The following is a 13,931-nucleotide window of genomic DNA, read 5'->3' on the forward strand; positions in this document are numbered from 1 at the left end:
ATACAAAAGTCAGGATAAAAATTTTAATCCGAAAGTAATCAGCATAACAATTATTGTAAGAATTAAAACACCCATGGCCCGATGGTCTTGCCGTTTTTTGATGAACACAAAAAAGGCACCAAGGTTAAGCAAAGCACCAATGGCAACCAATTTGCCAAATATATTTTCGGCAATGGCGTTTTTTACCACTTTTACATAATCGTCTGAAGCGCCAAAAATTTGAATGGCAAAAATCAACCCGAAAATATTGGCAATAAGTCCTACAAAAATCCCGATAAATATATCCTTATTTTTCTTAGTCATTCAAATTCCAGGTGTTTAAGTCTTGAATAAAATGATGAGCCGTTAAATCGTATTGTACCGGGACTACCGAAATATAATTATTGGCAAGCGCCCATTCATCGGTATCCTGACCGTGATCTTCATTAACAAAGGCCCCTGTAAGCCAGTAATATTCTCTACCCATTGGATTGGTGCGTTTGTCAAATTCTTCTTTCCAACTGGCTCTGGCTTGTCGGCAAACTTTAATGCCTTTAATGTCCTTTTCGGGCAGGTCAGGAATGTTTACATTGAGCACAAGGCCTTTTGGAATGCCTTCTTTTAATGCATTTTCGGTAATGGTCTTCACAAAACTTTTACAAGCTTCAAATTTAGCACCCCAGCTGTAATTAAGCAACGAAAATCCTATGGCAGGCACACCTTCAATGCCTGCTTCAAGTGCTGCACTCATAGTACCCGAATAAATAACATTAATAGACGAATTAGAACCGTGGTTAATTCCAGAAACACAAATGTCAGGCTTTTTGCCCAATATTTCGTTCACTCCCAATTTTACACAATCGGCCGGTGTACCGCTGCAACTGTATTCGGTTTGTGGGCCATCGTCTATCTTCACCTTTTCTAAAAACAGAGTAGAATTGATAGTGATGGCGTGGCCCATAGCACTTTGAGGACTGTCGGGCGCTACCACAACCACGTCGCCAATAGTGTTCATAACACTAATAAGTGTGCGTAATCCCGGTGCCGTAATGCCGTCGTCGTTGGTGACTAAAATAAGCGGTCTCTTTTTCATTTTATATAATTTTTCTGCACTAAAATACATCATTCTGCCATGATAGCATACAACTTTTTGGTTTAACAAAATATTATATCGGCTCGTTAGTCGTGGCACGATTTTTTCTAGTATTTTAGTAGATATTTTCAAAATAGAACCAAATTGGTTAATATTGAAAACCCAAAGAAAAAAACTATGATTAGATTACTGAAAAGAAATTACATACTGTTGCTTTTAGCATTGTTGTTAGCATTTGCATCGTGTAGTTTTACAACCAAAAACTTTAATGACCCCGATAAGGACAAGCTTCTTATTCAGCTGATAACTTATGTGTTAGAACAAGGTCATTTTAGTCCGAAAGATATCAACGACGATTTTTCAAGCAATGTTTTTGAATCTTATCTCATTCAATTAGACCCTTTCAAAAGATATTTTTATGAATCTGATATTAAAGAATTTAAAAAATATCAATATTTAATTGACGATCAAATCAAAACCTATGATTTAAGTTTCTTTAGTCTTACTCACGATCGTTTATTGCAACGTATTGCAGAATCAAAAGTAATCTACGAAGAAGTTTTGTCTGAGCCGTTTAATTATGATTTAGATGAAGTCTTTAACACAGATTATGAAAATCTTGAATACGTCAAGAATAAAAAACAAATGCGCGACAGATGGCGCCAGCAACTCAAGTTTTCAACTATAGCCAATTATGAAGATTTGATCAGCCAGCAAGAAAATGATAAAATTACCGAAGATGTAAAATCGCCAAGCCAACTTGAAGTCGAAAGCAGAAATTCTACACTCGAAAACCTTAATGAGCTTTACGAATTTATTAATGAGCGTCAGCGCAAAGATTGGTTTTCTGTTTATGTCAATGCAATTGTTGAAGAATTTGATCCACATACATTTTATTTTGCACCTGAAGATAAAGACCGTTTTGATGTGGCCATGTCAGGTAATTTTGAAGGTATTGGAGCAAGACTTCAAAAGAAATTAGATGCCGTAATTGTTAATGAAATTATTAGTGGTGGACCGGCCTGGAGACAAAATGAGCTGGAAGTTGGTGACAATATTATTCGTGTTCGTCAAGAAAAAGAAGACGAAGCCGTTAGTATTGCCGGTATGAGATTAGAGGATGCCATTAAATTTATTAAAGGACCAAAAGGCACAAGAGTAACTTTAACCGTCAAAAAGGTTGATGGTACAGTTAAAGATATCACGATTACAAGAGATATTGTTGAATTGGAAGAAACTTACGCCAAGTCGGCATTTTTAGAAAAAGATAACAAAAAATTCGGCGTAATTAATTTACCTAAATTTTATGTAGATTTCACTGACTACAAAAAACGAAATGCAGCATCTGATGTTAAGCAAGAAATACTTCGTCTTAAAGAGCAAGGTGTTGGTGGTTTGGTTTTAGATTTGCGCAATAATGGCGGTGGATCTTTGCAAACAGTAGTAGATATTGCCGGATTGTTTATAAAAGAAGGTCCGGTGGTTCAGGTAAAGACCGCAGGTGAGCCAAAAGAAGTTTTGCGCGATAAAGACCGCTCTATCATTTGGGACGGCCCACTGGTGATTTTAGTAAACGAGCTTTCGGCATCTGCTTCCGAAATTTTAGCAGCAGCTATGCAGGATTACAAACGTGCCATTGTTATTGGCAGTAAACAAACCTACGGTAAAGGAACCGTTCAAAATGTCTTGGATTTAAACCGAATGGTGAGACGCAGCGGAGAAGACGATATGGGCGCGCTCAAATTTACTACGCAAAAATTTTATCGCATTAACGGAGGTTCAACGCAGCTCGAAGGTGTTAAAAGCGATGTTATTGTTCCTGACAGATATAGTTATATTGATATAGGTGAAAAGGATCAAAATAATCCATTACCATGGGATAAAATTAGCCCGGTAAGTTATGATATTTGGGATGGTTATCTAGATTTTGAGAATACCATAGAAAAAAGCGCCGCACGGATGGCAAGAAACGAACAGTTAAAGCTAATAGATGCCAACGCGCAATGGGTGAAGACTATACGAGATAAAAACGATTTTTCACTCAATTATCAGAAATACAAAGAAGAATTGAAACAAAACGAACTTGAAGCCAAGCGATTTGAGCAAATAACAGAATATAAAAATGATTTGGTTTTTACATCTTTACCATATGAATTTGAATTAATGAGCCAAGATTCTATCTTAAAAGAAAAAAGAGAACGCTGGCACCAAAGTTTGAGCAAGGATGTTTATGTTGAAGAAGCTATTAATGTTTTGTTCGATTTAAAAATGGCCAATCCTGTTAAAACTAAACTCGCTTCGGCCGGAAAGGATTAATATATGAGCATTAAAAGTGGCTCACTTTCATATTTGGCGCTTCAAAGATTTAAAAAAAATCTTTGGGGCGTTTTTAGTTTGGCTATTATTCTTGTTATTGGTTTTGTGGCCATATTCGCCTATGTTTTTGCTCCCGATAATTCTCAGTATGCCAATCAAATGCAATTGTCTTTGCATTCCATGCCACCGGGTTTTGAGACCACCTTACTATCGGTGCCAAACAACAATACTAATCAACAACAATCAAAGTTGTCCAAATGGTTTTTTGGTAACAAAAATCCCGATACCCAAATACCAATTTCAGATTATCGTATAGAAAATGACCAAATTATATATACTGAATTTACGCCGAACAGTTCAATTAAAGTAGAGAAGGAAATTCCGCTTGGGGTTTTTCAAGGGCAAGATATTTCTAAACATATTAAAGTAACCAAATTTGTTTTTGGCACCGATAAATATGGAAGAGATTTGTTAAGTCGCATAATGATAGGTGCCAGAATTTCTTTTTTTATTGGTTTTATCGCCGTATTTATTTCTTTGGTGATTGGTATTTTTTTGGGTAGTATTGCCGGATTTTATGGTGGGAAAGTAGATGCATTGGTGATGTGGATTATTAATGTAACCTGGTCCATACCAACTTTACTTTTAGTCATAGCCATTACTTTAGCTTTGGGTAAGGGTTTTTGGCAAGTGTTTATAGCCGTTGGACTTACCATGTGGGTTGAAGTGGCAAGAGTGGTGCGCGGACAAATCATGAGCTTAAAGGAAATGCAATATGTTACCGCGGCAAGAGCTTTAGGTTATAATGATTTTAGAATCATTACCAAACATATTTTGCCCAACATCATGGCACCGGTTATTGTTATTGCTGCTGCTAATTTTGCTGCTGCCATTTTAATAGAAAGCGGCTTAAGCTTCTTAGGGTTGGGAGCACAACCGCCAATGGCCAGTTGGGGTGCTATGATTAAAGATCATTACAATTATATTATTTTAGGAAAACCTTATCTGGCGCTCATTCCGGCTTTTTGTATTATGTTGCTAGTAATGAGTTTTATGTTGGTAGGTAATGCGCTTAGGGATGCGTTTGATGTAAAGGCTAGTTAGTAAAGACTTTTTGATTCATCTTATCAATATATTCCAATAATTCTTCTCGTCCTGTGCCTGAGCTGGATGAGGTTACAAAATGTTTCGGAGCAGTTTCCCATGTTTCTAAAAGTGTTGTAATATAACTATTTACGTTACGCTCAATCGCTTTTGGTTTTAGCTTATCGGCTTTGGTAAACACTATTGAAAACGGAATGGCGTTTTCGCCCATCCATTGCATAAATTCTAAATCTATTTTTTGTGGCTCATGCCTGATATCAATTAACACAAATGCCCAGACCATCTGTTCTCGTCTTAAAAAGTAGTCGGTTATAAATTGCTGAAACTTTTTCTTAGCAGTTTTTGAAACCTTGGCATATCCGTAACCGGGTAAATCAACCAGATGCCAGTTATTGTTGATAATAAAGTGGTTTATAAGTTGGGTTTTCCCTGGTCGGCCTGATGTTTTGGCCAGACTTTTTCTACCGGTAATCATGTTGATTAAAGACGACTTCCCTACATTACTCCGACCAATAAACGCGTATTCGGGTATGGTGTTATTTGGACATTTCGAGACGTCTGAATTACTTACTACAAATTCAGCGGTTTTAATTTGCATGGATTTTGTTTAAAATTGACGACTCTTTAGCCATGCATGCAGAATGTTGTTAAACTCATCTGGATGTTCCATCATGGCTGCATGACCGCACTTATCTATCCAGAACAAATCTGAGTCTGGCAATAAATCGTTAAATTCTTTAGCGACATCTGGTGGTGTAACAGTGTCATTTTTACCCCAAATAATACAAGTAGGTGTGGTCATCTTGGGTAAATCCTTAGACATATTGTGTCTAATGGCGCTTTTGGCAATGGCCAGTGTTTTTACCAGCTTATTGCGGTCGTTTACGGTTTCGTAAACTTCGTCTACTATTTCTTTGGTGGCTACTTCGGGATTGTAAAATACATCCTGGGCTTTCTTTTTAATTACCTCATAATCGCTTCGCTTGGTGTAACCACCGCCCATGGCACTTTCATAGAGACCAGAACTTCCTGTAATCACTAAAGCTTTCACTTTGTCGGGATACATTTTTGTGTGATATAAACCAATGTGGCCACCAAGAGAGTTGCCAAGTAATATTACCTGATCAAACCCCTTAAATTCTATAAAATCTCGTAAGTAAGTAGCGAAACTTTTAACATTGGTTTTAAGAAGTGTCATTGTGTAAATTGGCAATTCAGGAATAACAACCTTGTAACCGTTTGAACTGAAGTATTTGGTAACTGAATTAAAATTACTGAGTCCACCCATCAATCCGTGAAGTACAATGATTGGTGTGCCTTCGCCAACCTCAATATATCTAAATTGCTTCTCCTTCTTAAGCGTGTGTGCCATATATTAACCAATACGATTATTGACAAATCTACATAATTTTTTTTGTTTAGTTTTTCAGAATAAACAAAACAATTCTCAAGATGCGCATTTCTTGTTTCTTTCAGAATAGATTATCTTATTAACACCTTAAAAATCCTTTATAGAGCGATTCTTGCATTACCAAATCATCAACTTATTAAATTGAATTTTAGAAGTCTTTTCATAGCCATAAAACCATATTTAAGATTAATGAAATGTCATTTAATTGAAAACTTATGAACAAAAGTGGTAAAAAGTGGTAAAAAGTGGATTTTTTTTCAATATATTTGGCTTGTCATCGTTGAAATACTAATCGGCCGAACTTGAATAGTTTAATAGGTACATACGAATGTAAAGCAGATACCAAGGGCAGACTTATGTTACCCGCTGCTCTTAAAAAGCAATTAACTTCCTCATTGCAGGAAGGTTTTGTGCTTAAACGTGCTGTGTTTCAACCCTGTTTAGAGCTTTACCCAATGACCGAGTGGAATAGATTGATGGATAAGGTAAACAAGCTCAATCGCTTCAAAAAAAAGAACAATGATTTTATCAGGCTGTTTACTGCAGGTGTAAAAATTATTGAAGTTGATAACAATGGTCGACTTCTCATACCAAAAGATTTGCAAGGCTTTGCAGGTATCACCAAAGAGGTGGTCATGGCTTCTGCAGTGAACATTTTGGAAATTTGGGATAAAGACCGTTATGAAGATGCTATAACCAGTGCCACTCAAGATTTTGCTGATTTGGCCGAAGAAGTAATGGGACAAGATGACGACAACGATGGACTATCATAAAGCTGTACTACTTACAGAAACTGTAGATGGTTTAAACATTAAACCAAACGGTGTGTATGTAGATGTTACCTTCGGTGGTGGCAGCCACAGTCACGAAATATTGTCAAGATTGGGTCCCGATGGCAGGCTTTATGCTTTCGATCAAGATCAGGATGCTCTTGAAAATGCCATCGACGATGATAGATTTCAGCTTATTCACCAAAACTTTAGGCATATAAAGCGGTTTTTAAGGTTTTATGGCGTTAAAAAAGTAGACGGCATTTTGGCCGATTTTGGCGTGTCGTCGCATCAATTTGATATAGCTGAGCGCGGTTTTTCAACACGCTTCGATGCCAAATTAGATATGCGCATGAATCAAAATGATCAACTAAGCGCCTATCAGGTTATTAACCAGTACGAGGAGCAACAAATAAGACAAGTACTTTGGCAATATGGCGAGCTGCGTCAGGCTCCGGCCATGGCAAGAGACATTGTATCAGCCCGAAGTAATAGTCCAATTAATACCGGCAGCGAGTTAAAACAGGTATTAAAACGCTTTTTAATTCCTAAAAAGGAAAACAAAATATTGGCGCAAATCTATCAGGCCATCCGAATAGAAGTGAATCAAGAAATTGAAGCTTTAAAGGAATTGCTTCTGCAAACCCCCGATTTGATTAACAAAGGCGGCAGACTAAGCATGATATCGTACCATTCTCTCGAAGACAGGCTGGTTAAACGATTTATAAGAAGTGGTATGTTCGAGGGCGAACCGGAAAAGGATATGTTTGGGAATTTTGAAGTGCCATTTAAAAAGGTTGGCAATTTCATCATCCCTTCGGCCGAAGAAATTGAATCGAACAACAGAGCCAGAAGTGCAAAACTTAGAATTGCTGAACGCTTATGAAAAAGAACATCTACAGCATCTTAAGAGGAACATTTTTGGTGAGTGATGACGCTTTTAAAAACTGGCGTGCCATCATTTTTATTTCGGTTTTGGCCATTATCATGATTGCAAGCTCACATAGTGTGGATCAAAAAGTGTATGAAATTGCCAAAATAAACAATGAAATTAAAGAATTACGCTCGGCTTTTGTTGAAGAAAGATCAAAATTAATGCAGTTAAAAATGGAATCGCATGTGGTGAAGGTAATGGCCGAAAAAGATATTCATCCGTCTGTTAATCCACCTCAAAAAATTAAAGTTAAAAAGCAAGATAATTAAGTGGCTGTAAAAGAAAAGCACATATTAAACAGGTTGTATTTTGTCTCGGGCATGTTCTTTGTCTTTGCCATCGCGGTATTGTTAAAGTTACTAAGCATTCAGTTTATTAATGGCGATACCTATCGCGATATGGCCGAAAAGCGCACTATAAAAAATGTGGTAATCCCCGCCAATCGCGGAAATGTTTATGCAACAGATGGCAGTTTATTAGCTACTTCAATCCCAAAATACGACATTCGTTTTGATGCCTTAACGCCAACAAAAACCAGATTTGATGCACATGTTAAATCTTTGGCTGATTCTCTCGCTGCATTCACCGGAAAATCATCAGCCTACCATTTAAAAGAATTGCAAAAGGCGCGCATTAATAAAAATCGTTACTTTTTAATAGCACGTAATTTAAAGTACTCAGAATATCTGCGTATCAGCAACTTTCCACTATTAAATTTAGGTGCATTTAAAGGCGGATTAATTGTAGAACAAACCACCAAGCGCGAGCATCCTATGGGTGCAATTGCCGAACGTAGTATTGGTTATGAGCGCGTTGACGATAAAGGTAATATCACCCGTGCCGGAATAGATGGTGCGTTTGGTGCAGAATATTTAAGAGGTGTAGACGGTAAGCGTTTAAAGGTTAAAATTGGTAATGGCCAGTGGAAACCACTAACCGATTATAATGAAGTTGAACCAAAAGATGGTTACGATGTCTATACCACTATAGATGTCAATATTCAGGATATAGCGCATCACGCCTTGCTAGAGCAATTGGAATACTACAAAGCAGACCACGGTTGCGTGGTGGTGATGGAAGTAGCCACAGGCGAGATCAAGGCCATTTCTAATTTAGGAAGAACTTCAAATGGTAATTATTACGAAAAATTAAACTATGCGGTTGGCGAAAGCCATGAACCCGGTTCTACCTTTAAATTAATGGCACTTGTGGCAGCGCTTGAGCACAAAGTGGTTGACACTACCGATATAGTTGATACCAAAAACGGCATTTTATCCTTCTATGGTAAAAAGGTTAGAGATAGCAAACATGGAGGTTATGGAAAAATTTCTATTGCCAAGGCTTTTGAAGTGTCTTCAAATACAGGTATCGTATCTGTTATTAATGAACACTATAAGAACGATCCTCGAAAATTTGTGGAGCAATTGCAAAAAATGAATTTGCACAACACCTTGGATTTACCTTTAATTGGTGAAGGGAAACCTATTATTCCGCATCCCGATGACAAAGAACGCTGGAGTGGTATTGCCCTGCAATGGATGGCTTACGGTTATGGCGTCTCTTTTACACCTTTACAAACGCTTACCTTTTACAATGCCATTGCCAATAACGGCGAAATGGTAAAACCCCAATTTTTAAAAGAGGTGCGTTATTTTGATCAGGTAATTCAACCGTATCAAAAAGAGGTCATCAATCCGCAAATTTGTTCACCCGAAACTGTTGCAAAAGTCAAACAATTACTGACAAATGTGGTTGAGAAAAAGCACGGTACCGGCCATAAATTATATTCTCCAAATTTTTCTATGGCTGGTAAAACCGGTACTTGTCAAAAGAACTATTCAGATAAAGACAAGCTAAATTATATCTCGTCTTTCGCGGGTTTCTTTCCGGCCGAAAATCCTAAATATTCTTGTATTGTGGTTATCCACGAACCCGACAAGGAAGTTGGCTACTACGGTGCAGATGTGTCTGGTCCTGTATTCAAAAAAATAGCACAAAAAATTTATACCGATACGCCTTTAATAGACGAGGTATACAATTTAGACTTTCAGGATTTACCGGTAGAAAAAGATTACAATAGGTTTTACAGCATAGCCAATAACTACAAAACGGTAATGCCAGCTCTTGTAGGTTTGCCGGTTATGGATGCATTAACATTGCTTGAGAATATGGATGTCAAAGTTCAAATTGAACTGAAAGGCTCAGGTGTAGTAAAAAGTCAATCTGTTAATTCAGGAACTAAATTAAACAATCAGCAAACTGTGGTTTTGGAAGCTATATGAGTATTTTAAGAGACATATTATATAAGGTTACCATCAACAAAGTAGTTGGCAGTACCGGGGTGTCTGTAAAAAATATTCAGTTTGATTCGAGAAAGGTTGCCGATAACGACGTTTTTGTGGCCATAAAAGGTACGCTTTCAGACGGGCATCAATATATCGATGTGGCATTAACCAATGGTGCAGTAGTTGTAGTTTGTGAAGTTTTGCCCAAAAAGCTAGCCGATCATATCACTTATGTTGAAGTGGAAGATACTTCGGCAGCCTTGGCTTTTATGGCAGCCAATTTTTATTACAATCCTTCAGAGAATATAAAACTTATTGGCGTTACAGGAACCAACGGAAAAACCACGGTAACGTCGTTGTTATATCAATTGTTTAAAAAGGCCGGATTTAAAGTTGGCTTAATATCAACCGTTAAAATTTTGGTTGATGACCAACTGTATCCTGCAACCCATACTACACCCGATTCGTTAACCATCAATTATTACTTAAATCTGATGTGTGAAGCAGGTGTCGAGTTCTGTTTTATGGAAGTCAGCTCTCACGGTATCCATCAAAACCGCACCAAAGGATTATTGTTTACAGGTGGCATTTTCACCAATTTAACGCATGATCATTTAGACTATCACAAAACCTTTGCTGCTTATCGCGACGTAAAGAAGGCATTTTTTGATCAATTACCCAAAACAGCCTTTGCGCTTACCAATGTAGACGATAAAAACGGTTTGTTGATGCTGCAAAATACGGCGGCTAAAAAATATACCTACGCCCTAAAAAGCTACGCCAACTATCGCGCCCAGATATTAGAAAATCAGTTTGAAGGCTTAATGCTGAAAATCAATGATAACGAGGTTTGGTCTAAATTAATTGGCGCTTTCAATGCTTATAATCTATTGGCTATTTACGCTACTGCCGATTTGTTAGGGATGGAAACCTTTGAAACACTTCGTTTGATAAGCGAACTGGAAAGCGTGAGCGGCAGGTTTCAGTATACCATTTCAGAGGAAAAAGTAACAGCTATTGTTGACTATGCCCATACACCCGATGCACTTAAAAATGTACTGGAAACCATTAACAGCATTCGCACTAATAATGAAACTTTAATCACAGTTGTTGGTTGTGGTGGCGACAGAGATAAAACCAAACGCCCCGAAATGGGCAAAATAGCCGCATACTTGAGCAATCAGGTAATTTTTACCAGTGATAATCCAAGAACCGAAAACCCGGATCAAATTATTAAAGACATAGAAGCAGGTGTAGAACCACAACATTATAAAAAGGTGTTGTCCATTTTAGACCGTAAACAAGCCATTAAAGCGGCTTGCCAAATGTGCAAACCGGGAGATATTATTCTGGTTGCCGGTAAAGGTCATGAAACCTATCAAGAAATTAGCGGCGAACGTTTTGATTTTGATGATTTTAAAATTGTAAAAGAATTTTTAAAAGCCTTACAAAAGTAGATGCTATACTATTTATTTGAATACATACAACAACACTACGACGTTCCCGGAGCGGCACTTTTTGGTTTTATAACCTTTAGAGCGGCGGCGGCTATTATTACGTCATTACTCATCTCCATTATCTTCGGAAAACGCATCATTACTTATTTACAAAGAAAGCAAGTTGGTGAAACCATCAGAGATTTGGGTTTGGAAGGTCAGTCTGAAAAAGCCGGTACACCAACCATGGGCGGCCTCATCATTATCATGGCTACACTAGTGCCTGTATTGTTGTTTGCAAAATTGGCCAATATCTACATTATTTTATTAATTGTAACTACCTTATGGATGGGTGTAATCGGGTTTATTGACGATTACATTAAAAAATTTAAAAAGAATAAAGAAGGTCTTAAAGGAAGATTTAAAGTCATTGGTCAGGTTGGATTGGGTATTATCGTTGGAGCAGCTTTGTATTTTAGTCCTGATGTCACCATCAAGGAAAAAGTGCCAGTTGAAGTTCAGCGCGAACTTAGAGCTGAAAATCCAAATATTTCACCATCCAAATTATTTGAAGAAGCACATCGCTCGACCAAAACCACCATTCCGTTTGTAAAACAAAATGAGTTTGATTACGCCACTTTAATTACATGGATTCATCCGTCGTTGGCTAATTATGCCTGGTTGTTATTTATTCCCATTGTAATTTTTATCATAACAGCGGTATCAAACGGTGCCAACCTTACCGATGGTATCGACGGTTTGGCAGCCGGTTCTTCGGCCATCATTGTTTTAACCCTTGGCATTTTTGCGTGGGTTTCGGGTAATATTGTTTTTGCCGATTATCTCAATATTATGTACATACCTAATGTTGAAGAAATTACTATTTATATCACCGCTTTTGTGGGAGCGCTCATCGGGTTTCTGTGGTACAACACTTATCCGGCTCAAGTATTTATGGGTGATACCGGTAGCTTAACCATAGGTGGTATCATAGCGGTTATTGCCATTGCAGTTAGAAAAGAATGGCTCATCCCCATTTTATGCGGCATTTTTCTGGCCGAAAATCTATCGGTGGTCATGCAGGTGAGTTATTTCAAATACACCAGGAAAAAATTTGGTGAAGGCAAGCGCATTTTCAAAATGGCGCCTTTGCATCACCACTATCAAAAATTAGGATATCACGAAAGCAAAATAGTAACACGGTTTTGGATTATTGGCATTTTACTGGCTATTATTTCGGTAGTAACGCTTAAGATAAGATAAATGAAGCGGTTAGTGGTATTGGGTGCAGGCGAAAGTGGCGCAGGAGCGGCACTTCTGGGAAAGGCAAAAGGGTTTGAGGTATTTGTTTCAGACAAATCCGAAATCAAACCAATATATAAAAACGTTCTTTTAAATAATGCTATTGAATGGGAATCAGGTCAACATACCGAAGCTTTAATTCTAAATGCAGATTTGGTAGTGAAAAGTCCGGGAATCCCCGATACAGTTCCGCTTGTGAAAGCGCTCAATGCCAAAGGTGTTGAAGTTATTTCCGAAATTGAATTTGCGGCAAGGTATACAAAAGCAAATCTGGTGGCTATTACCGGTAGTAACGGTAAAACCACAACGGCATCGCTTACATACCATATTCTTAAACAAGAGTTGCAGGTTGGACTTTCGGGTAACATTGGGAACAGTTTTGCACAACAGGTATTGGAACAAGATTTTCCAAACTATGTGCTTGAAGTAAGTAGTTTTCAATTGGACGGTACGTTGGGTTTTAAGCCGCACATTGCAGTGTTAACCAATATCACACCAGATCATTTGGACCGCTATAATTATCAGTTTGAAAAGTATATCGCTTCAAAATTCTCTATTACAAAAAATCAGTCAGAAGATGATTATTTCATCTACGACGCCGATGATCCTGTAATTGAGGCCAACCTGAAAAATTTCTCAATCAAAGCAAGATTGCTGCCGTTTTCATTGACTAAAACTGTTGAAAATGGCGCGTATTACAAAGACAAACATATTATTATAACTATAGATAACAATAAAATAACTATGCCTACAACAAATTTAACCTTAGAAGGAAATCACAATATTAAAAATGCCATGGCCGCCTCAACGGTGGCGCAATTGCTTCGTATTAGAAAGCAAACCATTAGAGAGAGTTTAGAAAACTTTCAAGGCGTAGAACACCGTTTAGAACATGTGTTAAAAATTAATAAAGTCAATTATATCAACGACTCGAAGGCTACTAATGTTAATGCCACTTATTACGCGCTCGAAAGTATGGATGCGCCTACGGTTTGGATTGTTGGCGGACAAGATAAGGGGAATAACTACGAAGAATTATTTCCCTTTGTAAATGAAAAGGTAAAAGCTATTATTTGTTTGGGTGTAGATAATGAAAAATTGATGGATACTTTCTCATCAATGGTAGATATCATCATAGAAACACAATTTATGAGCGAAGCTGTGAAAATAGCTTATAAAATAGCAAAAGCTGGCGATAATGTTTTGTTGTCTCCCGCTTGTGCCAGTTTCGATTTATTTGAGAATTACGAAGATCGCGGCCGACAATTTAAAGAGGCAGTAAGAAAATTATAATAAGGTAT

Annotated in this window: 13 protein-coding genes; 9 read left to right on the forward strand and 4 right to left on the reverse strand. The window is 37.6% G+C overall.

Going from position 1 to position 13,931, the window contains the following annotated elements:
* Nucleotides 1-9 precede the first annotated feature (9 nt).
* Nucleotides 10-303 (reverse strand): hypothetical protein, encoded by a 294-nt coding sequence (locus FJ651_RS13950; RefSeq protein WP_140991167.1) that lies wholly within the window; start codon nt 301-303, stop codon nt 10-12.
* The gene (surE, locus tag FJ651_RS13955) at nt 296-1,072 is read right to left on the reverse strand and encodes a 5'/3'-nucleotidase SurE (protein ID WP_140991169.1); all 777 of its coding nucleotides are present in this window, start codon (nt 1,070-1,072) and stop codon (nt 296-298) included. Before surE ends, FJ651_RS13950 begins: the two co-directional genes overlap by 8 nt.
* Before the next feature lie 189 nt (nt 1,073-1,261).
* Between surE and FJ651_RS13960 the strand changes: the two genes are divergently transcribed.
* Entirely contained in the window at nt 1,262-3,388 is a 2,127-nt protein-coding gene (locus FJ651_RS13960) for a carboxy terminal-processing peptidase (protein WP_140991359.1), read from the forward strand.
* Nucleotides 3,389-3,391: 3 nt separating this feature from the next.
* Nucleotides 3,392-4,492 carry an ABC transporter permease gene (locus FJ651_RS13965; RefSeq protein ID WP_140991171.1) on the forward strand — a complete coding sequence of 367 codons (1,101 nt, stop codon included), beginning with the start codon at nt 3,392-3,394 and terminating at the stop codon, nt 4,490-4,492.
* On the opposite strand, the gene yihA is transcribed toward FJ651_RS13965, so the two are convergent.
* Complete coding sequence (yihA, locus tag FJ651_RS13970; protein ID WP_140991173.1) at nt 4,485-5,090, reverse strand: ribosome biogenesis GTP-binding protein YihA/YsxC; 606 nt, start codon at nt 5,088-5,090, stop codon at nt 4,485-4,487. The genes FJ651_RS13965 and yihA overlap by 8 nt on opposite strands.
* A 9-nt stretch (nt 5,091-5,099) precedes the next feature.
* Nucleotides 5,100-5,864 carry an alpha/beta fold hydrolase gene (locus FJ651_RS13975; protein ID WP_140991174.1) on the reverse strand — a complete coding sequence of 255 codons (765 nt, stop codon included), beginning with the start codon at nt 5,862-5,864 and terminating at the stop codon, nt 5,100-5,102.
* Between the two features lie 341 nt (nt 5,865-6,205).
* Between FJ651_RS13975 and mraZ the strand changes: the two genes are divergently transcribed.
* The 7 genes from mraZ to murD are packed head-to-tail and all read left to right on the forward strand — an operon-like array spanning nt 6,206 to nt 13,923.
* Nucleotides 6,206-6,676: a division/cell wall cluster transcriptional repressor MraZ gene (gene mraZ, locus FJ651_RS13980; protein WP_140991176.1), complete on the forward strand. Its 471-nt coding sequence runs from the start codon at nt 6,206-6,208 to the stop codon at nt 6,674-6,676.
* Entirely contained in the window at nt 6,663-7,559 is an 897-nt protein-coding gene (rsmH, locus tag FJ651_RS13985; RefSeq protein WP_140991177.1) for a 16S rRNA (cytosine(1402)-N(4))-methyltransferase RsmH, read from the forward strand. The genes mraZ and rsmH overlap by 14 nt, the downstream gene beginning before the upstream one ends.
* Entirely contained in the window at nt 7,556-7,876 is a 321-nt protein-coding gene (locus FJ651_RS13990; RefSeq protein ID WP_140991179.1) for an FtsL-like putative cell division protein, read from the forward strand. The genes rsmH and FJ651_RS13990 overlap by 4 nt, the downstream gene beginning before the upstream one ends.
* The gene (locus FJ651_RS13995) at nt 7,877-9,889 is read left to right on the forward strand and encodes a penicillin-binding protein (RefSeq protein ID WP_246085378.1); all 2,013 of its coding nucleotides are present in this window, start codon (nt 7,877-7,879) and stop codon (nt 9,887-9,889) included. It begins immediately after the preceding gene.
* The gene (locus FJ651_RS14000; RefSeq protein ID WP_140991180.1) at nt 9,886-11,349 is read left to right on the forward strand and encodes a UDP-N-acetylmuramoyl-L-alanyl-D-glutamate--2,6-diaminopimelate ligase; all 1,464 of its coding nucleotides are present in this window, start codon (nt 9,886-9,888) and stop codon (nt 11,347-11,349) included. The genes FJ651_RS13995 and FJ651_RS14000 overlap by 4 nt, the downstream gene beginning before the upstream one ends.
* Complete coding sequence (mraY, locus tag FJ651_RS14005) at nt 11,350-12,591, forward strand: phospho-N-acetylmuramoyl-pentapeptide-transferase (RefSeq protein ID WP_140991182.1); 1,242 nt, start codon at nt 11,350-11,352, stop codon at nt 12,589-12,591.
* A complete protein-coding gene (gene murD / locus FJ651_RS14010) occupies nt 12,592-13,923 on the forward strand; it encodes a UDP-N-acetylmuramoyl-L-alanine--D-glutamate ligase (RefSeq protein ID WP_140991183.1) in 1,332 nt (443 codons plus the stop codon).
* Nucleotides 13,924-13,931: the final 8 nt, after the last annotated feature.

It is taken from the genome of Paucihalobacter ruber, assembly GCF_006494535.1.
GTDB classification, from domain to species: domain Bacteria; phylum Bacteroidota; class Bacteroidia; order Flavobacteriales; family Flavobacteriaceae; genus Paucihalobacter; species Paucihalobacter ruber.

Excerpts from the sequence above, each read along its gene's own strand:
- FJ651_RS14000 (WP_140991180.1), top strand. The coding sequence starts at position 9,886 with ATGAGTATTTTAAGAGACATATTATATAAGGTTACCATCAACAAAGTA.
- murD (WP_140991183.1), top strand. The coding sequence starts at position 12,592 with ATGAAGCGGTTAGTGGTATTGGGTGCAGGCGAAAGTGGCGCAGGAGCG.
- FJ651_RS13950 (WP_140991167.1), bottom strand. The coding sequence starts at position 303 with ATGACTAAGAAAAATAAGGATATATTTATCGGGATTTTTGTAGGACTT.
- mraY (WP_140991182.1), top strand. The coding sequence starts at position 11,350 with ATGCTATACTATTTATTTGAATACATACAACAACACTACGACGTTCCC.
- yihA (WP_140991173.1), bottom strand. The coding sequence starts at position 5,090 with ATGCAAATTAAAACCGCTGAATTTGTAGTAAGTAATTCAGACGTCTCG.
- surE (WP_140991169.1), bottom strand. The coding sequence starts at position 1,072 with ATGAAAAAGAGACCGCTTATTTTAGTCACCAACGACGACGGCATTACG.
- rsmH (WP_140991177.1), top strand. The coding sequence starts at position 6,663 with ATGGACTATCATAAAGCTGTACTACTTACAGAAACTGTAGATGGTTTA.
- FJ651_RS13990 (WP_140991179.1), top strand. The coding sequence starts at position 7,556 with ATGAAAAAGAACATCTACAGCATCTTAAGAGGAACATTTTTGGTGAGT.
- FJ651_RS13965 (WP_140991171.1), top strand. The coding sequence starts at position 3,392 with ATGAGCATTAAAAGTGGCTCACTTTCATATTTGGCGCTTCAAAGATTT.
- FJ651_RS13975 (WP_140991174.1), bottom strand. The coding sequence starts at position 5,864 with ATGGCACACACGCTTAAGAAGGAGAAGCAATTTAGATATATTGAGGTT.